Raw genomic sequence first — 21,152 nt, forward strand, 5'->3', positions numbered from 1 at the left:
GGGCTACTGGCGGGGCTTGAGACCGAGGGTGGCGCGGGCCTCGTCCGGGGTCGCGACGCGGGCGCCGATCGACTCGGTGATGGCCACGGCCCGCTCGACGAGCTGGGCGTTGGTCGCCTTGTTGCCCTTGCCGAGATACAGGTTGTCCTCCAGGCCCACGCGGACGTGGCCGCCGAGCAGGATCGACTGCGCGACCCACGGCATCTGCATCCGGCCGAGCGCGAAGCTCGCCCAACGGGCGCCGTCCGGCAGCATGTTGACCATCGACTGGAGCACTCCGGGGTCGGCGGGCGCGCCCCACGGGATGCCCATGCACAGCTGGAACACGGTCGGGTCGTCGAGCAGGCCCTCCGCGAGCAACTGCTTGGCGAACCAGAGCTGGCCCGTGTCGAAGATCTCCAACTCGGGCCGCACGCCCAGCTCCTGGATGCGCCGGGCGCCCGTGCGCAGCATGTCGGGCGTCGAGACGTAGAGGTTCGAGCCGTCGCCGAAGTTGAGCGAGCCGCAGTCCAGCGTGCAGATGTCGGGCAGCAGGTCCTCGACGTGCGGAAGGCGCTCCAGACCGCTGACGAGGTCCGTGCCGGGCAGGTGGGTGAGCGGGTCGTCCGGGTCGATGACCAGGTCGCCGCCCATGCCGGCGGTGAGGTTGATGACGACGTCGGTGCCGGTCTCCTTGACGCGCTCGACGACCTCCCGGTACAGCTTCGGGTCGCGGGACGGGGCTCCGGTCTCCGGGTCGCGTACGTGGATGTGGACGACGGCCGCTCCGGCGCCGGCCGCCTCCACGGCGCTCTTCGCGATCTGCTCCGGGGTGACGGGGACGTGGGGGCTCTTGCGGACGGTGTCGCCGGCGCCGGTGAGCGCGCAGGTGATGATGACGTTCTCGGTCAGGGGCATGCGGGGGCCTCCCGGAGTCTGGCCGCTCCCACCGTGGTGGGGGTGCGGGTGCGGTGCGGGCGGGTGCGGTACTTCTGTGGCGGTCGGGCCGAGTGCTGTGGCGGTCGGGCGCCGACGGGTACGGCGGTCGGGCGCCGGCTCGTGCGGCAGCCGGGGGTGTTCGGGGTCAGGGGGCCAGGATGGTGTGGGTGACGTGGGTGGTCAGCGCCGCGTGCATCGCGTCCGCGGCAGTGGCGGACTCCGGCCCGCTCACCGAGAGGACGTGCGTCGCCAGGCCGTCGATCAGCGCGGTCAGCGTCAGTGCCGCCGCCCGCGGATCCGACCCGGCGCGGAACACGCCCTGTTCGACACCCCTGCGTACGACGTCGGCGACGGTCTCCCGCCACTGCCGGTAGTACTCGGAGTGCAGCCGGCCCACCGCAGTGGAGCGCGCGGCCTCGGCCCACAGGTCGAGCCACACCGCCCACTGGCGGCGCTGCTGCGCGGTGCGCGGCGTCTGCAGTGCGATGAGCTGGTGCAGCTCCGCCGCCGCGTCGTCCGCCTCGGCGAGACGGGCGGCGCGGCGCGCGGTGTCCTCGTCCATGCACCAGCGCACGGCCGCCTCCAGGAGTTCGGCGCGACCCGGGAAGTGGTAGTGGATCGCGGCGCTGCTGGTGGCGCAGGCGCGGGCGATGTCGGCGACCCGCACCGCGTGGAAGCCGTGCTCCGCGATCAGCCGGACCGTCTCCCGGACGATCTGCAGCGGCCGACCGCCCTCCAGGCCGGCGGTCGGCGCCGCGGCCTGCTCACGGGTCCGGCCGCCGAGCAGCCGGCCCACGTCGACCCGGCCCTCGTCGGCGATCCGCGCCAACTCGGCGGCCGTGAAACGGCGGGTGCCGCTCAGGGAACGCGAGAGCTTGGACGGATCCATGACGACCCGGCGCGCGAACTCGCGCTGACTGACGCCCGCGGCCGCGATCACCTCGCGGACGCGGGCGGCGGTGTCGGCGGTCGGTGCGCCGTCGAGGGCGTCGTCGGTTTCCACGGGCCACGACCCTAGGCGCGTGTTGCGAAAAACTCAACACTGACGAAGCGATTGAGGAAGAAGATGCAGGTAGAACGGGTGATTGAGCTGCTGACTGTCACGCCAGTCAGCAGCTCAACCACCCTCGTCACTCTGGAGTAGCCCTTCCCCTGTCGCCTTCCGAGGTCGCACCGTGCTCCGGAAGCAAGGTGTCCGGTTATCGCCGGTCCGCGTTAAATGCCTGGACCGAACGCGTCGCCCTTCGGGAAACTTCCTGCTTCCGAACCACCGGGAGTGTGATGGGGACCACAGATACGCGAGGACCGGCGCCGGGCAGGGGCGCGGTCGTCCTGGCGCTGCGCCACTACGGCCGGGAACTGCTGCGACTACGACGACTGGCCGTGCCCGCGATGCTGCTGCCGGCCGTGGGCAACATCGGCATCCGCTACATCGGCCCGCTGCTGATCGCCAAACTGGCCGGCCAGGCTGCCGACGACGGCGGTCTCACCCTGGGCTCGGCCCTGCCGTACGTGCTGGGTTTCGGGGTGACGCTGCTGCTGGCCGAGGCCCTGTGGCGGGTCGGGCAGCACTGCCTGAACCGCGTGGACGCCCTGGGCATGGAACACCTGTACGTACGCGGCATGGACGAACTCCTCGCCAAGGACGCGGCGTTCTTCCACGACAACTTCGCCGGCTCCCTGACCAAACGGGTGCTCAGCTACGGCAAGCGCTTCGAGGACTTCGTCGACACGATGACGTTCCGGATCGTGGGCAGTCTCGTCCCCCTGGTCTTCGGCGCCGTGGTGCTGTGGAGCTACGAACCGATGCTCGTCGTCGGTCTGCTGGCGATGATGGCGCTGACCGTGGTGGCCGCCACGCCGCTGATCCGCCGTCGGCAGCGGCTCGTCAAACACCGGGAGGAGGCGATCGCCAGGGTCGCCGGCCACGTCGCCGACAGCCTCACGAACATGGAGACCGTCCGGGCGTTCGCGGCCGAGCGGCGGGAGGCCGGGGAGCACCGCAGCCGGGTCGCGGAGTCCCGGCGGCTGACGCTCGATTCGTGGGACTACGGCAACCTGCGCGTCGACGTCCTGATCGCCCCGATGTCCGTGCTGACCAACGTGCTCGGCCTGGTGGTCGCCCTCGCCCTCGGCGGCCCGGGACAGGGAGTGGAGGAGATCGTCGTCGCCTTCACCTACTACGCCAACGCCACCCAGATCATGTTCGAGTTCAACCAGATCTACCGGCGGCTGGAGAGCTCGATGACCGAGGCCGCACAGTTCACCGAGCTGCTCCTCGACCCGCCCACCGTGCTCGACCCGGTGGATCCCGTGCCGCTCGCCCCACGGGACACCGGCGTCACGTTCGAGGGGGTGACCTTCGCCCACGGGGGAGCCCGGCCGATCTTCCGGAAACTCGACCTGGACGTGCCCGCCGGCGCCCGCATCGGTCTGGTCGGCAGGTCCGGGGGCGGCAAGACCACGCTCACCCGGCTCCTGCTGCGGATGTCGGACATCGACCGGGGACGCATCCTGATCGGGGGTCAGGACATCAGCCGGCTGCGCCAGAACGACCTGCGCTCCCTGATCGCCTACGTTCCGCAGGAGCCCGCGATGTTCCACCGCAGCCTGCGGGACAACATCGCCTTCGCCCGCCCCGGCGCCACCGACGAGGAGGTCCACGCGGCGGCCGAGGCCGCGCACGTCACGGAGTTCGCCGGGCAGCTCCCCGACGGTTTCGCCACCCTGGTGGGGGAGCGCGGGGTGAAACTCTCGGGTGGTCAGCGCCAGCGGGTCGCCCTCGCCCGCGCCATCCTGCGCGACGCCCCGATCCTGCTGCTCGACGAGGCGACCAGCGCGCTGGACTCGGAGAGCGAACTCCTCGTCCAGGACGCCCTGTGGCGGCTGATGGACGGACGCACGGCCCTGGTGGTCGCCCACCGCCTGAGCACCGTCGCCGGCATGGACCGCCTCGTCGTCCTCGACCGCGGAACCGTCGTCGAGCACGGCAGCCACGAAGAGCTGCTCGGAGCGGGCGGCGCCTACGCCAAGCTGTGGCGGCACCAGTCGGGCGGCTTCCTCGGCGAGAGCGCCGAGCCGTCCCCCGCGGGGTCCCTGGCCCCGGAATCCGTCCCGGGCGACCTGCCCGGCCCGTCCGGTCCCGGACCGGACGGACACCACGGCACGCCCGCGCCCGCCCGCACGAGCGCCGGTTCCGAGACCGCCTAGCCCAAGTCCTTCTCCAACTCGGCACGGAGGCCCCCGAGGGCGACGACGTCGTCGGGGGCGTGCAGCGCGACGGCCCCCGGCGTACGCCGCCTCCGGCGACACCGCTTCGTGTCGGTGGCCCAGCTCGTCTGCGGTGACGAACTGCCGGGTACGGTCCCCGAGATGGCACATCACTGGACCTAATCGGCGTCGCTCCGGGTGGCTCGGATCAGCTGCTGCACGTTCAAGACCCCCTCGGTGGGGCTGCGCAGGAGGTCGATGGACCCGATCCGAAAGCCGTGTGCGGTGAGCAGGTCCTCCCACACGTGCGGCGCCAGGACCCACATCCTGGTCGGCAGGGGCGGGTCGTCCCGCAACCGGACCATCTGCTCGCGCGGCTCCACCGTCGAGGTCGGGCCACGGCCGTGCAGGTCGGTGTGGAGGAGAGACAGGATCAGCGGAGCTCCGGGGCGCAGACCGTCGCTGAGCGCGGGCAGAACGCGGTAGGGGTCGATGAAGGCCAGGGTCCCGACGGCGTACGCGGCGTCGAACGGCTCGGCTCTCTGCAGGAAGCCGACTACGTCTCCGTGGACGAACTTCACGCCCGTGACGTCGGCATGGGCCGAAACGGCGCGCTCGTACTGGGTCGGCGACAGCTCGACGCCGGTCACCAGAGCGCCGTGGTCCTGAGCGAGGTGGACGGCGTGGTGCCCAGGCCCGGAACCGATGTCCAGGATCCTTCGGCCGGCGAGGTCGCCCAGGATCTCCGTACCCGGGCCGACGTCGTTCCACGGGGACCAGTTCATACGCTGAGGGATGGGCGGCAGGTATCCGTGGGTCAGCTGGCGCTGCCCGTAGACGGTCCAGGCTTGGGCGTTGAGGTCTTCGACGGACACGGGCGCTCCTGGGCTGCTCGGGGGTGGTCCTCAGACGGAGTCGGTGACGAGGTAGTGGGGGCCCTGGTCGGTGCGGGCCCGTTCGACGGCTGCCAGGCGGGCGTAGGGGGCCTCGCCCATGAGGCGGCGCCACTCGTCGAGGCCGTGGACGGCCCACAGGTCGTGCTCCTGCGGATCGAGGCGGATGCGGCGCAGTTGTCCGGGCGTGAGGTTGCCGCCGTCGAAGACGAAGCCGATCTTCCCCATGGGCCACCGCGGACCGGGGTGGAGATAGTGCGTGAGCAGCAGGCGGGGCTGACCGGGGCCGAGTGCGAGTCCGGTCTCCTCCACCGCCTCGCGGCGCGCGGTCCCCAGGGGGTCCTCGCCCGCGTCGCTGATCCCGCCCGGGAACTGCCAGAGCCGCTTGCCGTAGACCGAGCGCAGCTGAACGGGCCGGTCGTCGGCGTCCCGGACGTACAGGCAGCTGTACATCGTGTAGTGGGGAATCGTCGTCAGGTAGTCGGCGGGTGCCATGGGCAGCGGCTGCCCCGGACGGGCCGGCCGGTGGTCGAACTCGAAGGCGAGGACGCCCAGTTCCTCCTCGGCCGGCGGATGCGTGCCGCGCAGCGCGCCGAGGAGCTCCGCGTGCCGTGCGTCCGGGTCCACGCGTCGGAAATCGTGCGCGGCGAGCAGTGCGTCGAAGGACGCGTGCGTGGTGGACCGCCGGACGAGGACGTCCAGTTGCCGGTCGGTGGCCCGGTCGTGGAAGACGATCGTGTCGCCCTCCGCGACCGTCCGCAGCGCCGGGGTCGCCACGCGTACCTCGATCGTCTTGCGCCCCGACTCCACCTGGGCGTAGGAGCGGGGCCGCAGGTGCATGTGGTGCTCGCGGGGGCTGCCCGGGACGCCGTCCCCGGCGGTGTCCCCGGAGTGGGGGCCGCGCAGGACGACGACGGAGAGGCCGTCGGTGTCGTGCCGGTCGGCCGAGGGCCAGCCGGCCCGCAGACGGGCCAGTTCCTCCTCGTCGAGCGCGATGCCGCGCCGCGGTGACGGGGTGTCGGCGGCCTTCGGGACGATGACCACGAGCGCGCCGCCCGGGCGCAGACGGCGGCCGAGGGCGCGCAGCGTGCCGTCGCGGTGCCTCAGGAAGGGGTACACGAGCCGCAGGGTGATGAGGTCGTAGCCGTCGGCGTCCAGCGCGGCCCAGTCGTCCGCCTCGATGTCCAGGTGCAGCCACCGGGCGGCCGCCGCGTGGCCGGCTGCCGCTGCGGCGAGGGCGTGTTCGGACCAGTCGACGGCGTCGACGCGATAGCCGAGCGAGGACAGGTGCGCGGCCAGCTCACCGACGCCGCATCCGACGTCGAGGGCGCGCCCGCCGGCCGGGGCGGGTACGTGCTCCGAGAGCAGCGAGCGTTCCGGGGCGCTGAGCCGCCGGTAGCGGCGGCCGTCGACGTAACCGGCGTTCCATTCCTGCCGTGTGGTGGACACGGGCGACCTTCCTTCCGTGGGCGCGTGAGGCGGGTGCGGGCGGCGACCGGGGCCGCACCCGCCTCGGGCATCAGCAGCGGCGTCACCCGGCACAACGACGCCGACCAGGAATCGAACGCGCTCGATTCGGACGAGCCGCACCCCTTGCCGCGTACGGGGCCGGGCGGAGCGGCCCGCTGCCCGGGCCGGTCCACCGGCACGCGGGACTGGCCGAATTGCCGACACTCGATACGCCTGGGGCGCGTGGGAATTCAGTGGCCGTGGCGCTCCGGCAGCGCCTCGGCCGGCGCGTCGCCCGGCCGGACGGCCCGCACCCCCGTCCGCGCGCTGCGGGCGGCCGGGGTGGCGAAGGCCGCGGCCACCACGAGGGCGAGGACCAAGAACAGGGCGTTGCGGAGCCCGAAGTGCTCGCCGAGCTGGCCGAGCGAGGGCGGACCCACGAGGAAGGCGACGTAGCCGACGGTCGCGGCGAGGGAGACCCGCGCGGCGGAGTCGTCGCCGGAGTCGCCGGCCGCCGAGAGGGCGACGGGGAAACCCAGCGACGCGCCGATGCCCCACAGGACGGCGGCCGCCGCCGCGACGCCCTGGTGGTCGACGAGGATCACGAGGGCGATGCCGAGGGCGCCGACCACCGCGCTGGCGCAGAGGGCGGCGGCGCGGCCGTACCGGTCGACGAACGGGCCGCCGGCGAACCGGCCGACGGTCATGGCGGCGGCGAAGACGGCGTAGACGGCCGAACCGAGCGCGGCGTCGAAGCCGTGGCCGTCGACCATGACCAGGGGCAGCCAGTCGTTCGCCGTCCCCTCCGCCATGGCGAGGGCGAGGATGATGCCCCCGATGAGCAGCAGCTTCGGCTCCCGCCACACCGCGGGCCGTGCCGCGTCCCGCTCCTTCGGCCCGGTGCCCGTCCTGCGTCCGACGCCCGCGGGCACGTACCGGATCACCGGCACCAGCACCGCCAGGACGACGGCGGTGACGACGACGAGGTGCCACAGAACGGGAAAGGAGACGGCGGTCAGCAGCATGCCGGCGACCGCTCCGACCACCGTGCCCAGGCTGTAGAAGCCGTGCATCGCGGGCAGGGTGGACCGGCCGAGCAGCCGCTCGACCTCGGCACCCTCGATGTTGAGGGCCACCTCGCCACCGCCCATGCCCAAACCGATCAGCGCGAGTCCGAGGGCGACGGCGGCGTCCGAACCCGCACCCGCTCCCAGACCGATCACGCCCGAGCCCGCGGCGGTGGCCAGGGTTCCGGCGGCGATGACGGGCCGGGCGCCCCAGCGGGCCACAAGGGGGCCCGAACACAGGATGCCCACCATCGATCCGACCGACAGGCCGAAGAGCACCAGACCCATCCGGCCGGTCGAGGCACCGAGCAGGTCGCGCACGTCTGGCGTGCGGGTCACCCAGGACGCCATGGCGAGGCCGGGCAGGAAGAACAGGGCGAACACGGCGAACCGGCGCCGAACGGGGCTGACGGTCACGGGTACATGCCTCCAGTAGGACGTTCACCACAGAATCTGTACGAGCGTACACACTTCGCGGGAGCGCCCCTGTGGCACATTGGGGCCGTGAGCGGCACACGGCGTGAGGTCCCCAACGATCCCGGGCGCAGGGACCGCATCCTGGACGCCGCACTCGACGTCGTCGCCGGCAGCGGCGTCTTCGGGACGACCCATCGCAAGATCGCCGCACGGGCCGGTGTCCCGCTCGGTTCGCTCACGTACTACTTCGACGGCATGGACGACCTGCTGGCGCAGGCCTTCGCCCGCCTCGCCGACACGATGTCCCGGTTCTACCGCCGCAGCGTCCGCGACGCCGCCTCGACGGCGGAGGCCGAGGCGGCCGTCGTCGAGCTGATCTGCGGGCCGGACTACGCCAACGACCGCGACATGACGCTCATCTTCGAGATGTACGCCTACGCCAACCACAGCCCCGCGGTACGCGACATCACCCGCACCTGGGTCGCGCGCAGCCGGGACAGCCTCTCGCTCCACTTCACCCCCGCGGTGGCCCGCGCCCTCGACGCCCTGGTCGAGGGCTGGCCCATGCACCGCCGCTTCGACGCGGCCCCGCTCGACCGCCGGCTGGTCGCGGGCGTCGTGCACGCCGTCGTCGGCGCCGCTCCCCGCCTCCCCGACGCCCCGCCCTGACACCTCCCGGTCGCCGGTAAACTGCGCCAATGCGCGCATACTTCGCGGGTCCCGGAGCCGTGTCCCGAAGCCGGCCCCCGCGCAGGCTCCCCGGCCCCGGCCCCCGCGCCGCCCGTGACGGCCGCGCCGCCCGTGACGGCCTCGGAGGCGCCCTGCCGCGCGGAGCGGTCCGCCGGTGACCGGGGGACCGGCGCCCGCGCTGCTGCCCCCTTCGCTGCGCGGGTGGCTCGCCCCGGTCGCGGCGCTCGCCGCGCTGGTGCTCCTCGTGCTCGGAATCCGATACGCCGACGACGGCGACCCCGGCACGGTGGACGCGCGGATCTCGGCGGCGGTGTACGGACCGGGAGCACCCTGGCGGCACGTGGCGACGGCCACGGACTTCCTGGGCGAGCCCGCGGGCGCGGTGCTGCTGGTCGGGGCGGCGCTGACGGGCTGCCTGCTGCTGCGGAGCCCGCGCGCGGCGGTGCTCGTCCTGGCCGGGACCGGCGCGAGCGTGGCGACGACGACGCTGCTCAAGCGCGTCGTGGGACGCACCATCAACGGCGGGCACCTGTCCTACCCGAGCGGCCACACCGCCTTCCTCACCGCCTTCGCCCTCGTGCTGGCGCTGCTCGCCGCCGGCCGCCTCGGCCTCGGCAGGACGACGGGCGTCCTCGTCGTGCTCGGAGCGGCCCCGGCGGCCGGTGCCGCGATGGGCTGGGCGCAGGTCGCCCTCGGCGCGCACTACGCGACCGACGCCCTGGGCGGCTGGTGCACCGCCCTGGCCGTCGTTCCGGCGGCCGCCTGGCTGGTCGACCGGGCCGCAGGCCGGACAGCCGCCCCGATGGCCGACGCCGGTCACCCGTACCGTCCCTGACGGGGCGTCACCTCACGCGTCGCACCTCACGCGGCGGCCCGTCCGGTCACACCAGGCGGCGGAAGACCGGCTGCACCGGCCGCCCGCCCAGCCACGGGGTGGGGTCGCCGGCGTCCAGCGCCTTGCGGTACACCGCGCACGCCTCGGCCACCACCTCGACGGTGTGCTCGATGTCGGCGTCGTCGAGCGCGCCGCTCACCACGAACGACGGCGCCAGCACCCCACCCGCGAGCAGCCGGCGCAGGAACAGGGTGCGGTACGCCTGCGAAGGCCGCCCGTCGCCGTCGAGGGTGGCGAACACCAGATTGCTGGCCCGACCCCGGACGACGACGTGGTCGCCGACACCCATGCCGGCCGCGGCCTCGCGGACACCGGAGGCCAGCCGCTCGCCCAGCGCGTGCAGCCGTGCGGTGACGCCCTCCTCGACGTAGACGGTCTGCACCGCCATGGCCGCGGCCAGCGCGTGCGTCTCCGCCCCGTGCGTGGTGGACAGCAGGAACACCCGGTCGCCGGGGTGCCGCAGCCCGCCCCGCTCCATCAGGGCGCGGCGCCCGGCCAGCGCGGCGACGGCGAAGCCGTTGCCCAGCGCCTTGCCGAAGGTGGACAGGTCGGGGACGACGCCGTACAGGCCCTGCGCGCCCGCCTCCGACCAGCGGAACCCGGTGATCATCTCGTCGAAGACCAGGACGCAGCCGTGCCGGTCGGCCAGTTCGCGCAGGCCCTGGAGGTACCCGGGCGGCGGCTCCGTGTGTGCGGCCGGTTCGAGGATCAGGCACGCGACCTCGTCCTCGTACCGGGTGAGCAGCTCCTCCGCCGCCGCCAGGTCGCCGTACGGGAAGGAGAGGGTCAGTTCGGTGGTCGCCGCCGGAACACCGGCGGACATCGGTGTGGTGCCGATGAACCAGTCGTCGACGGAGAAGAACGGGTGGTCGGCGCAGACGGCCACCCGGGGGCGTCCGGTGGCGGCGCGGGCGAGGCGTACCGCGGCCGTGGTGGCGTCGGAGCCGTTCTTCGCGAACTTGACCATTTCCGCGGTCGGCACCGTGGCCAGGAAGCGTTCCGCCGCCTCCAGTTCGACGACGGAGGGCCGCACGAAGTTGCTGCCGCGGTCGAGTTCGCGCCGCACCGCCTCGATCACGCGGGGGTGGGCGTGGCCGAGGCTGACCGACCGCAGTCCCGAGCCGTACTCGACATAGCGGTTGCCGTCGACGTCCCACACGTGGGCGCCGCGGCCGTGGCTGATGACGGGCGCCAGGCCCTCGGGGTACTGGTCGTCCCCCTTGGCGTAGGTGTGCGCGCCGCCGGGGACCAGGGCGTGCAGCCGCTCGTTCGCCGCCCGGGAGCGGGGCAGGGTGAAGTCCTCGCCGGTCACGACCGTTTCAACCCCTCTCGTGCCGGAGGATCTCGGCCAGGCCCGGTGCCTCCCGGTCCCGCCGGGACACCGAAGTGACCGGCAGCGGCCAGGGGATGGCGAGGTCCGGGTCGTCGTAGGCGATCGTCACGTCCTCGGCCGGGTCGTGCGGGCGGTCGATGCGGTACGAGGTGTCGGCGGTCTCGGTCAGCGCCTGGAAGCCGTGCGCGCAGCCCGCCGGGATGTACAGGGTCGTCTGGGTCTCGCCGGACAGCTCGAAGAAGCCGCGGCCCAGGTACGTCGGCGAGTGCGGACGCAGGTCCACGACCACGTCGAAGACCTTCCCGTACGAGCAGCGCACCAGCTTGGCCTCGCCCGCGCCGGAGCGCAGGTGCAGGCCGCGCAGGACGCCCCGGACCGAGTGGGAGAGGCTGTCCTGGACGAAGGCGGCCGGGTCGAGGCCCACCGAGCGGATCACGTCGGCGTCGAAGGTGCGGCAGAAGAAGCCGCGTTCGTCGGCGTGGGGCGTCGGCTCGAAGAGGTACGCGCCGGCGACCTCCGGGACTTCGGTCACTTTCACGGTGCCTCCTGCCGGGCGCGGGCGCGCGGGTCGGTGGGGTCCGGTCCCGGCGCCAGGACCGCGGTCAGGGCGGCGAACTGGTGCTCGACGCGCCGGGCGACGGCCCGGTTCCGCTCGGCGAGCGTCCGCCGCAGCTCGGCCGACCGCCGCTCCAGCGCCCGGAACCGCTCCAGCAGCCGTTCGGCGTCGATCTCGCGCGCCGAGTGGCAGTATTCGCCCAGTCCCATCTCGGCCATGAGCGAGTCGCTCTTCGCCGAGTAGCTGAGGGCGAGCGTCGGAGTGCCGACCTTCAGCGCGCAGACCAGGTTGTGGTACCGGGTCGCCACGACGGCGTCGGCACCCGCCGTTTCCTTCATCAGGTCGGCCAGCGAGGCCGCCTCGGCGACGGTGACCAGCGGCGAGCCCACCGCGTCGACGATCGCGTCGGCCACCGGCCGGTCCAGCTCGTCGCCGGTGAGCAGCCGGACCGGCCTGCCCTCCGCCGCCAGCGCGCGCACGAACCGGGTCGTCCCGTCCAGGTAGCGCCGGTGGATCTCCTCGGCGCGGTCGCGTTCGTCGTTGCTCCCGTGGAAGTCCATGACGCCGACGCAGACCGGTCCGGGCGTGTCCGCGGGCTCGTTCGCCGACGGTGCGGGCAGCGCGAACACGAGGTCCGCGTAGACCTCGTCCCGCGCGGTGTCCACGCCCATCGCCCGCATCGCGTCGCGCGACTGGGTGTCCCGGTACGACCGGTACGAGGCCAGCCGTGTCGACCACCGCGTCAGGGCCCGTGTCGGCCGGTTGCCGATCGGGCCCGCGCCGACGCTGACGAGCGCGACCCGGGTGCGCAGCAGCCGGCCGCTCGCACAGAGCAGGAAGAGCGAGTACGGGAACCCCCACGGCCGCAGCGGCAGCGTGGTCTCCAGGACGCCCGTGCCCGGCACGATCACCGCGTCGTGCCGGCGCACCCAGGCGGCGGTGCGGACCGCGTCGACGATCTTGCCCAGGCCCTTGCCCGCGACGGCGCCCGCCCGGGACGCCGTCCGGTACTCGCCGCGGTACCAGTTCAGCCGTGTCGTGGGGATCCCGTACCGGGTCGCGACGATCTCCGGTCCGCCGCACATCGCGTCCACGACCGCCTCGGGGTGCGCGGCGCGGAGGTGGTCGAGCACGGCTTCCAGTGACCCGTCGTTGCCGGTGTTCCCGGCGCCGAACAGGCCGAACACCCCCACACGTAAAGGGGACGTGTGCTCCGGCGTCATGCGTTCTTCCCTTCGCGGCCGGCGACGAGGTCGTCGACGGAGACGGTGAGCCGGTCGGGATCGACCGGGGTGCGGTCCTCGACCCGCTCGCCGGCGCCCGGACGGGCCCGGCTGGTCAGCCACGCGGCCAGGTGGCCGTAGCACGCGCGCCGGTCGGCCGCGGACAGCGGCGCCCGCCGGACCGCCGAGACGAAGCCCCATACGTACTCGGCGAGCAGCCGGGGCGTCGGGTGCAGCGGGCCCGCCCGGCGCGGGTCGAGGTTGACGCACCGGGAGCGTTTGGAGGGGTTGGCCCGCTCGGCGCGGGTCGGGTGGTCCCGGCGGAAGTACAGCAGCTCCGGCACCTGGTGGAAGGGCCCGTGCAGGGTGATCTCGGCGACGAACGTGCGGTCGGCGTGGTGGTAGCTGTCGTGCGGCTTCACCCGGCGCAGCATGTCGGCCCGCATCACCCCGTAGAAGTCGTCGCCCCCCGGTTCGAACAGCAGGCTGCGGAAGCGCTCCGGCGCGTGCGGCGAGTCGGTGGCGAGCCCGTACTCGTAGGGGACCTTGACCTTGCCGTCGCCGTCGACGACGGCCTGGCCGGAGTGGGCGAGGACCGCCTCGGGACGCTCGTCCAGCGCCTCGACGCAGCGCCGCAGCAGGTCGCGGGCGTACAGGTCGTCGTGCGAGGCCCACTTGAACAGCTCGCCGCGGCACTCGGTGAAGACGTGGTTGTGGTTGGGCGCGGCGCCGATGTTCCGGGACAGCCTGATGTACCTCACGCGCGAGTCCCGCGCGGCGTAGCGGCGGCAGATGTCGCGGGTCGCGTCCGTCGAGGCGTTGTCGGAGACGACCAGTTCGAAGTCCTCGTAGGTCTGGCCGAGCAGGGCGTCGAACGCCTCGGCCAGGTACTCCTCGCCGTTGTACACGGGCAGGCCGATACTCAGCCGGGGGCGTGCGGTCATGGGTTCCTCGTCTCGGGGACTTCGGGGACTTCGGGGACTTCGGGGACGGGATCGGGGTGGCGCTCGCGCAGGGCGGCCCGCAGGTGCAGCCACCACGCGGCCGAGCCGCACAGGGACGCGGCCGCGGCGCCCCAGGCGGAGCCGACCGTGCCGCCCGCGACGGCGCCGCCGAGCCCGCCGCCGACGTAGCAGGCGGAGGCGAAGAGCTGGCAGCGCAGGCTGCGCCGGGCCGCGGCGAGGGCGCGCAGCCCGGCCGCCGCGCCGGTGCCGATGCCGGCGCCCGCGACGCTCAGCGTGACCGGCACGATCAGCTCCGACGCACCGCTCCAGACGTCGCCGATCACCAGTTCGCCCAGCCGGTCCGGCAGGAGCAGCAGCGTTCCGCCCCACAGCAGGGCGGCGACGGCCTGGCCGCCGCCGAGCAGGAGGCAGAACCGGCCGAGCCGGTGCGGGGCCTGGCGCAGCACCCGCGCCGATTCCGCGACGGTGACCAGGGAGAGGCCCATCAGCACGGCGAGGAACGGGCCCATCAGCAGCTCGGCGCCCCGCACCACACCGACCGCGCCGACGCCGACTATGGCGCCGAGCCCGTAGGCGCGCAGCTGGCTCGCGCCGCTGACGCCGACGTTCTCGACCAGGTACCGGTAGCCCAGGTCGCGCTGCTCGCGCAGCCACGCGCGTGCCCGCGCCGGCCTCGGCCGGATGCCGGACTGGAAGCAGCCGTAGACCGCGGCCGCCGCCGCCGATCCGCCCCAGGCGAGCACGAAGGCGGACACGCTGCCCACCTGGGCCGCCACCACCATCGCCGGGACGAGCGCGACGCCCCACACGACGTCGTTGACGAACGCCTTGCGGCCGGCCCCGGCGGCGAAGAACGCGTACCGCCAGGCGTCCTGCAGCAGCAGCCCCGGCAGTACGACGCCCAGGCAGGCGAACGCGGGCCCCACCCGGCCGCCGATCAGTAGGCCGAGCACGAGGCACGGCACGCCGATGGCAGCGGCGACGCCGAGGGCGGTGCCCGAGGAGCGGGCCACCGCCTCGCGCCAGGCCGTCTCCGGCACGCCGCTGAAACGCACCACGAGCGGGTCGGTGGCCAGCCCGCGGGAGACGTTGAGCACCACGCCGTAGGTCACCCAGGCCAGGCTGAACACGCCGAACGCGGTCAGCCCGAGCTCGCGGGCCACGTAGACGCCGACCACGAAGTTGGACAGGCTGGACGCCGCCTGGTCGGCCAGTCCCCACGAGAGCCGGCCGACCATGCCCCGGGTGCCGGTCCGCCGGACGGGCCCGGCCCGCTCCGCCGCGGGCGTCCGCTTCTCCTCCCCGGTGGTCATGGGCGTCATGCCTTGATCAGCCCGGCGCCGTGCAGGGCGTCCGCCGCGCCGGCGACGGTGTCGAACGGCAGGCCCGACCGGTCGGCGACGTCCAGCAGCGCGTGCTCGCCGTCGGAGAGGCTGAGCACCCAGAGCATGGCCAGCTGCGCCTGCTTCGCGTCGCTGCGGCCGCCGAGCGAGTCGTACAACCCGCGCCGGCCCAGCTGCGGTTCGCCGTAGGGGCTGAGGTTGACGTAGCGCCGGTTGCGGTCCAGGACGGCGAACGCCTCGCGGCACACGGCGAGCGTGTCCGCCATCGCCGCCGGGGAGACGAAGTCCAGGTCGTCCGCCGAGGTGTGGTACTCGGGGTAGCCGGCGTACGGGGTGCGGGTGAGAGATCCCACGCCCAGGTCGAACCCGGGCGAGCAGTACTGCCGCTCGTCGTAGCCGTACGGCGTGAACCCGGCGATGCGGTGCGGGCGTTGGGAGGCGGTCAGCACGTGCCGCAGCACCCGGTCGATCTCCGCGTCGCCCCGCCTGCTCTGCTTGTACGTCAGTTGCCCCGGGTCGCCCGCGCAGGCCAGCACCAGACCGTGCTTGACCCGCTCCACCCGCTCCCGGTTGCGGGCCAGCCAGGTGATCGCCCCGATGGTGCCGGGCGCGAAGACGAACCGGTAGGTGTAGTACGGCGTCCGCTCCGCCAGCGCGCGGGCCAGGAACGTCGCCACGGCGATGCCGGCCAGGTTGTCGTTGGCCAGCGACGGGTGGCAGACGTGGCAGGAGACGAGCACCTCGTCGGACACCTGCCCGGGCACCACGTGCTCGGCGTAGGTGAGGTGGCCGTCCGCCAGGGTGGAGTCGACCCGGACCTCGTACTCGCCGTCCGGCAGCGCGTCCAGGGTCTCCTGGGCCAGGCAGAATCCCCACGCCGGCTCGTAGTAGCTGGTGCGGTACGGCACCCAGCCCGGGTGGTCCGGCAGGGTGTGCAGGTGCGGGCGCAGGTCGGCCAGCGGCATTGTCGCCGACACCGGCACGCTGTAGCCGAGCACGTGCAGGCTGGACTCGGCGAAGTCGACGACCCGGCGGCCGGCCGCGTCGGCGACGTACGCGTCCCGGATGTTCCACTCCTGCGGCACCGTCCAGTCCAGCACCCGCGTCCCGGTCGGCACCTCGTGCACGCGCAGGGGGAGGTACTCGTCGACGATCCGCAGGGTGGCGCGCACGCCGTCGCCCGTGATGCTCCGGCACAGCGGGTAGAGCCGCTCCACCAGCCCGTACATCTCCTCCCCGTACCCGGTCATCGGCGCCACCGCAGGGTGTCGTCGACGGCACCCGTCTCCGACGCCGCCCGCAGCACCGCCAGCCGGGTGAACCGGCCCTCGAAGTCCTCCCGGGTGAGGCCGAAGTCGCGGTAGGCGTCGGCGAGTTCGACCGCCCCCTGCTTCACCGTCCACGCGCAGTCGAAGCCGGGGACCGCGGCGCGGAAGCGGGAGAAGTCCACCCGGTACGAGCGCGGGTCGGCCCCGGTCTCCCCGGTGATCACGACCTTCGAGCCGGCCACCGCCGCCGCGACCTGCTCGGCGATCTCGGCCACCGTGACGTTGTTGGCCTCGCTGCCGATGTTGAACGCCCGGTCGTGCACCGCCTCCCGCGGCGCGTCCAGCGCGGCCGTGAAGGCCCGGGCGATGTCCGCTGCGTGCACCAGCGGACGCCAGGGGGTGCCGTCGGAGAGCACCAGGACCTCGCCGGACAGCAGAGCGTGGCCCACGAGGTTGTTCAGCACGATGTCCGCGCGCAGCCGGGGCGAGTGGCCGAAGGCGGTGGCGTTGCGCATGTACACCGGACTGAAGTCGCCGTCGCACAGCGCGTGCAGGTCGTCCTCCACCCGCACCTTGGACTCCGCGTACGGCGTCACCGGGCGCAGCGGGGCGTCCTCGGCCACCAGGCCGTCACCGCCCGCGGCGCCGTAGACCGAGCAGGTCGAGGCGTACAGGAAGCGCTGCACCCCGGCGTCGCGGGCCAGCCGGGCCAGGCGCACCGAGGCGTGGTGGTTGATGTCGTAGGTGAGTTCCGGCGCCAGTGAGCCCAGGGGGTCGTTGGAGAGCGCGGCCAGATGGATCACGGCGTCCACCCCGGCCACGTGCTCGGCCGTGACGTCGCGCAGGTCCACCCGCCGGCCCGGCGGGTCGGCGGGCGCCGGGCCGAGGACGCAGTCCGCGAACAGGCCCGCGTCGAGCCCCACGACCTCGTGCCCGGCCGCGGTGAGCACCGGGGCCATCACGGTGCCCAGATAGCCCTGGTGCCCGGTCAGCAGTACGCGCAAGGTTCAATCCCCCAGGTCGAGAGTGAGTTTGGTGACGGCGAACGCCTCGGCGTAGCGCGCGTGGCATTCGATGCCGCGGATCCGGGCCAGACCGAGGAAGGCCTCCCGGTCGTACCAGGGCCGGTGCCGCTGCGAGGGGTAGTGCTCCTGAAGCAGCCCTGCCTTCAGTTCGGCCGTCTCCGGCGACAGCGGCTGGTAGGCCGCCGGACGGCCCAGGTCGCCGTCCCACTTGACGATCTCGTAGCCGAGGACGAGATGGTCGCGGAACGCGGTGGTCGTCAGCTTCGCCAGGGCGCGGTGGTCCTGGTGCGCGTCGTCGGTGCGCGGCGCCAGGACCAGCTCCGGCTCGCTGCGCCCGCGCAGTTCCTCGACCGCGGCCTTGGCCTCCTCCCAGTGCGCCGGCATGCGGCCGTCCGGCAGCTTGAGGACGGTCAGCCGCAGGTCGGCGCCCGGGCAGAAGGCGGCGAGCGCGGCCCTCTCCTCCTGCTCCCGCTCGCCGCCACCGCCCGTAAGGACCAGCGCGTCGACCCGGACCCCCGGCCGCGCCCGGCAGAGCGTCAGCAGTGTGCCGCCCGCGCCGATGGCGATGTCGTCGCAGTGCGCGCCCATCGCGACGACCCGGCCCAGGCGCCCGGCACCGAGCCGGATCACGCGGACCCCGCACCGGCGTGCGCGGCCGCGCCGTCCCGCTCCCACACGGCCCACGGGCGCTCGCCCCGGGTGTAGGCGGCGTCCAGCGCGGCCCGCTCCTTCACGGTGTCGGTCGGCTTCCAGAAGCCGCGGTGCCGGTGCGCCACCAGCCGTCCTCGCTTGGCCAGTCCCGCGCAACCGTCGGCGACCAGGTCCCCGTCCCGGGGGATGTGGTCGAAGACCTCCTGGCGGAGCACGAAGTAGCCGCCGTTCTCCCACAGCGGCAGCTCACTCACCGGCGTGATCCCGCCCACCAGTCCGTCCTCGCCCAGGTCCACGCAGTGGAACGAGGACTGCGGCGGCACGACCATCATCGAGGCGCCGGCGTCCCGCCGGGCGAACCGGTCGATCATCTCCGGCAGCGGGGCGTCGGTGAGCACGTCGGCGTAGTTGGCGAGGAACATCTCGTCGCCGTCCAGGTGGTGCCGCACCCGGCGCAGCCGCTCGCCGATCGGCGACTCGATGCCGGTCTGCGCGAACGTGATCGTCCAGTCGGACATGTCGGTGGACAGCAGCTCGGTCCGCCCGCCGCGCAGCACGAAGTCGTTGGACGCCGTCTCCTCGTAGGTGAGGAAGAACTCCTTGATGTGATGGGCCCCGTAGCCCAGGCACAGGACGAACTCCGTGTGCCCGTAGTGCGCGTAGTAGCGCATGACGTGCCAGATGAGCGGCCGCGGCCCGACCATCGCCATCGGCTTGGGCACGTCGTCGGACGTCCCCTCGCGCATCCGCATCCCGTAACCGCCGCAGAACAGTACGACCTTCATCGCTCGACCTCGACAATGCTCAGTTCCGGGATGGGGAAGACCAGCCGGCCGCCCCACTCGTGCACGAAGGACAGCTGCTCGACCAGCTCGTCCCGCAGGTTCCAGGGCAGGACCAGCACCCAGTCCGGCCGGTCCGCCTCGATCTGCTCGGGCGGCAGGACCGGGATGCGGGCGCCCGGCGTGAACCGGCCGTGCTTGTACGGGTTGCGGTCGACCGTGTAGGCGAGCAGGTCCGGGCGGACACCGCAGTGGTTGAGCAGCGTGTTGCCCTTGCCCGGGGCGCCGTAGCCGACCACCGTCTCGCCGCGCTCGGCCGCCTCGATCAGGAACCGCAGCAGGTCCCGGCGGACCTTGGCCACCCGGGCGGAGAACTCGGCGTACCCGGTCAACTCCCGCAGCCCGGCCGCCTTCTCCCTCTCCAGCACGTCGGACACCCGCGCGCTCGGTTCCCCGGCCACTTCGGCCGGCCGGGCCCACAGCCGGACGGAACCGCCGTGCGTGGGCAGCAGCTCGACGTCCACCAGCGTGAGTCCGCCGCTCGCCAGCGCCCGGATCGCGGAGGCGACCGTGTAGTACTGGAAGTGCTCGTGGTAGATCGTGTCGTACTGGTTCTCCTCGATCAGGGTCAGCAGGTGCTGCACCTCGATCGAGACCCAGCCGTCGTCGGCGACCAGGGCGCGCAGGCCCTCGGTGAAGCCGACCACGTCGGGGATGTGCGCGTACACGTTGTTGGCCACGACCAGATCCGCCGGCCCGTGCTCCTCGCGGACGGCGGTGCCGGTGGCCGGGTCCAGGAACTCGGTGAGCGTGGGCACCCCCGCCTCGCGCGCCGCGGCGCCGACGTTCACCGACGGCTCGATGCCGAGGCAGCGGATGCCCCGGTCCACCAAGTGCCGCAGCAGGTACCCGTCGTTGCTCGCCACCTCGACCACGAAGGCGTCAGGACCGAGCGGCAGCCGCCCGACGGCGTCCGCGACGAACGCGCGGGCGTGCTCCACCCAGGAGGTCGAGTACGAGGAGAAGTACGCGTACTGCGTGAACGTCTCCTCCGGCGTGATCAGCGGCGGCAACTGCGCCAGCCAGCAGTCGGTGCACACCCGCAGGTGCAGCGGGTACGCCGGTTCCGGCCGGTCCAGCTGGTCCGCCGAGAGAAAGCTCTCGCACGGCGGCGTCGCCCCGAGGTCGACGACGCTCGCCATCGCCTCCGAGCCGCAGAGTCGGCATCGTGTCATCTGCTGTTCCCATCCCCCCTGCCCGCGCGGGTCCCCCCGCCGCGAGCCAGTGCTGACCGACCCGCGATCGCGGTGCGGTACTCCCGAACCAGGCGCTCCAGCCCGACGGCCGGGCTGAAGCCCCGCTCGTAGCGGCGCCGGGCCGCGCGCCCCATCTCCCGGTTCCGCTCCGGCCCGTCCGTGATCCGGCGCAGACCTGCCGCGAGCGAGGCCGGCTCGCCCGGCCGGTGCAGCAGTCCGGTCACCCCGTCCTCGACCAGTTCGACGAAGGCGCCGTGACCGGCGGCGACGGTCGGCACCCCCGCCGCCATCGCCTCCACGACCACCAGGCCGAACGCCTCCAGCCACGTCGACGGGGCCACCACGGCCACCGACCGCGCCACGGCCCGGCGGACCTGCGGCGGGTCGTACAGGCCGACACAGCGCACGTCCCGGCGGCCCGCGGCCCACGCGGTCACCTCGCCCTCCAGCGGCCCGGTGCCGGCGATCACGAGCGGCACGCCCACACCGCCGTCCGCGGCCAGCTCGTCCCACGCGGCCATGAGCAGCCGCACCCCCTTGGCCTCCGCGAGCCGCCCGAGGAAGAGCAGATGCTCGCCGGGGCCGGTGCGGCGGACGTCCGGGTCGGGCACGAAGTTGTGCTTCACCACCAGGCGTTCGGCCGGCAGACCGGCTGCCACCAGGACGTCGCGCTGCGCCGCGGAGATGCACAGGAACCGCTCCACGCCCGACCGCCACCGCCGCCGGTTGACCGACAGGCCGACCGCGAGCGGCACCGTGGCCAGCCGGGAGCCGCGGTAGCAGCCGTGCCGCACGGCGGGCAGCGGCGCCGACCCGACGCACTCCGTGCACGGCCGGCCGTCGCGCTGCAGCGTGCCGGGCGGGCAGACCTGCGTGTAGTTGTGCAGCGTGGCGACGACCGGTACACCGGCGTCCGCGCAGGCGGCCAGCACCGCCGGGGACAGCAGCGGGAAGACGTTGTGGACGTGCACCACGTCCGGCCGCTCCGCGCGCAGCCGGGCGGTCAGCTCGGTCCGCACCGCCGGGTTCCACGGCACCGTCAGCGGGATCGCGGCCTTGCCGATCAGCGACCGGGAGCCGATCTCGTCGCTGCGCCGCTCGAACACCCCGACCCGGTGACCGGCTTCGCGCAGCAGCGCCACCTCCTGGTCGACGACCTTGTTCTCCCCGCTCGGCTGCGCCGAGGCGTAGCGGTTGTGCACCACGAGGAC

General features: G+C 73.5%; 19 protein-coding genes. 3 read left to right on the top strand and 16 right to left on the bottom strand.

Features of this window, described 5'->3' with window-relative positions; genetic code table 11:
* Window positions 1-3: 3 nt before the first annotated feature.
* Both IG94_RS0131545 and IG94_RS0131550 read right to left on the bottom strand, forming a co-directional pair.
* Window positions 4-897 (bottom strand): beta-keto acid cleavage family enzyme, encoded by an 894-nt coding sequence (locus tag IG94_RS0131545; RefSeq protein ID WP_031045105.1) that lies wholly within the window; start codon window positions 895-897, stop codon window positions 4-6.
* Window positions 898-1,063: 166 nt separating this feature from the next.
* On the bottom strand, window positions 1,064-1,921 hold the full coding sequence (locus tag IG94_RS0131550) for a TetR/AcrR family transcriptional regulator (protein ID WP_031045110.1): 858 nt from the start codon (window positions 1,919-1,921) through the stop codon (window positions 1,064-1,066).
* A gap of 278 nt (window positions 1,922-2,199) precedes the next feature.
* Here IG94_RS0131550 and IG94_RS0131555 point away from each other — a divergent pair, with 278 nt between their 5' ends.
* Window positions 2,200-4,128: an ABC transporter ATP-binding protein gene (locus IG94_RS0131555; RefSeq protein WP_031045113.1), complete on the top strand. Its 1,929-nt coding sequence runs from the start codon at window positions 2,200-2,202 to the stop codon at window positions 4,126-4,128.
* 179 nt (window positions 4,129-4,307) lie between these two features.
* Here IG94_RS0131555 and IG94_RS0131560 read toward each other — a convergent pair whose 3' ends face one another.
* The 3 genes from IG94_RS0131560 to IG94_RS0131575 form a co-directional block, all read right to left on the bottom strand.
* Entirely contained in the window at window positions 4,308-5,003 is a 696-nt protein-coding gene (locus IG94_RS0131560) for a class I SAM-dependent methyltransferase (protein WP_031045116.1), read from the bottom strand.
* Window positions 5,004-5,033: 30 nt separating this feature from the next.
* Window positions 5,034-6,470 (bottom strand): methyltransferase domain-containing protein, encoded by a 1,437-nt coding sequence (locus IG94_RS43735; protein ID WP_224326431.1) that lies wholly within the window; start codon window positions 6,468-6,470, stop codon window positions 5,034-5,036.
* Between the two features lie 251 nt (window positions 6,471-6,721).
* Window positions 6,722-7,954, bottom strand: a complete 1,233-nt coding sequence (locus IG94_RS0131575) for an MFS transporter (protein WP_031045121.1) — start codon at window positions 7,952-7,954, stop codon at window positions 6,722-6,724.
* Between the two features lie 87 nt (window positions 7,955-8,041).
* On the opposite strand from IG94_RS0131575, the gene IG94_RS0131580 reads away from it, so the two are divergent.
* Window positions 8,042-8,623, top strand: coding sequence for a TetR/AcrR family transcriptional regulator (locus IG94_RS0131580; RefSeq protein WP_031045123.1), 582 nt, complete (start codon window positions 8,042-8,044; stop codon window positions 8,621-8,623).
* A 175-nt stretch (window positions 8,624-8,798) separates the two neighbouring features.
* Window positions 8,799-9,479: a phosphatase PAP2 family protein gene (locus IG94_RS0131585; RefSeq protein ID WP_031045125.1), complete on the top strand. Its 681-nt coding sequence runs from the start codon at window positions 8,799-8,801 to the stop codon at window positions 9,477-9,479.
* A 46-nt stretch (window positions 9,480-9,525) separates the two neighbouring features.
* Here IG94_RS0131585 and IG94_RS0131590 read toward each other — a convergent pair whose 3' ends face one another.
* From IG94_RS0131590 to IG94_RS0131640, 11 genes are all read right to left on the bottom strand, one after another.
* Window positions 9,526-10,851, bottom strand: coding sequence for a glutamate-1-semialdehyde 2,1-aminomutase (locus IG94_RS0131590; protein WP_031045131.1), 1,326 nt, complete (start codon window positions 10,849-10,851; stop codon window positions 9,526-9,528).
* Window positions 10,852-10,858: 7 nt separating this feature from the next.
* Window positions 10,859-11,410, bottom strand: a complete 552-nt coding sequence (locus tag IG94_RS0131595) for a dTDP-4-dehydrorhamnose 3,5-epimerase family protein (RefSeq protein WP_031045133.1) — start codon at window positions 11,408-11,410, stop codon at window positions 10,859-10,861.
* Window positions 11,407-12,651: a polysaccharide pyruvyl transferase family protein gene (locus IG94_RS0131600; RefSeq protein ID WP_031045136.1), complete on the bottom strand. Its 1,245-nt coding sequence runs from the start codon at window positions 12,649-12,651 to the stop codon at window positions 11,407-11,409. The genes IG94_RS0131595 and IG94_RS0131600 overlap by 4 nt, the downstream gene beginning before the upstream one ends.
* The gene (locus IG94_RS0131605) at window positions 12,648-13,595 is read right to left on the bottom strand and encodes a glycosyltransferase family 2 protein (protein WP_031045139.1); all 948 of its coding nucleotides are present in this window, start codon (window positions 13,593-13,595) and stop codon (window positions 12,648-12,650) included. The genes IG94_RS0131600 and IG94_RS0131605 overlap by 4 nt, the downstream gene beginning before the upstream one ends.
* Window positions 13,592-14,929: an MATE family efflux transporter gene (locus IG94_RS0131610; protein ID WP_372459474.1), complete on the bottom strand. Its 1,338-nt coding sequence runs from the start codon at window positions 14,927-14,929 to the stop codon at window positions 13,592-13,594. Before IG94_RS0131610 ends, IG94_RS0131605 begins: the two co-directional genes overlap by 4 nt.
* Window positions 14,930-14,934: 5 nt before the next feature.
* The gene (locus IG94_RS0131615) at window positions 14,935-16,218 is read right to left on the bottom strand and encodes a DUF4910 domain-containing protein (RefSeq protein ID WP_031045146.1); all 1,284 of its coding nucleotides are present in this window, start codon (window positions 16,216-16,218) and stop codon (window positions 14,935-14,937) included.
* Entirely contained in the window at window positions 16,206-17,231 is a 1,026-nt protein-coding gene (locus tag IG94_RS0131620) for an NAD-dependent epimerase/dehydratase family protein (protein ID WP_031045150.1), read from the bottom strand. The genes IG94_RS0131615 and IG94_RS0131620 overlap by 13 nt, the downstream gene beginning before the upstream one ends.
* Window positions 17,232-17,234: 3 nt before the next feature.
* Window positions 17,235-17,882, bottom strand: coding sequence for a PIG-L deacetylase family protein (locus tag IG94_RS0131625; protein ID WP_031045155.1), 648 nt, complete (start codon window positions 17,880-17,882; stop codon window positions 17,235-17,237).
* The gene (locus IG94_RS0131630) at window positions 17,879-18,688 is read right to left on the bottom strand and encodes a sugar phosphate nucleotidyltransferase (RefSeq protein ID WP_031045157.1); all 810 of its coding nucleotides are present in this window, start codon (window positions 18,686-18,688) and stop codon (window positions 17,879-17,881) included. Before IG94_RS0131630 ends, IG94_RS0131625 begins: the two co-directional genes overlap by 4 nt.
* Window positions 18,685-19,920 (bottom strand): class I SAM-dependent methyltransferase, encoded by a 1,236-nt coding sequence (locus tag IG94_RS0131635; protein ID WP_031045160.1) that lies wholly within the window; start codon window positions 19,918-19,920, stop codon window positions 18,685-18,687. Before IG94_RS0131635 ends, IG94_RS0131630 begins: the two co-directional genes overlap by 4 nt.
* Window positions 19,917-21,152 (bottom strand): glycosyltransferase (locus IG94_RS0131640; protein ID WP_063763422.1); only part of this gene is annotated, 1,236 nt, incomplete at its 5' end. The genes IG94_RS0131640 and IG94_RS0131635, both read right to left, overlap by 4 nt.

This window comes from Streptomyces olivaceus (assembly GCF_000721235.1).
In the GTDB taxonomy this organism is placed as follows: Bacteria; Actinomycetota; Actinomycetes; order Streptomycetales; family Streptomycetaceae; genus Streptomyces; species Streptomyces olivaceus.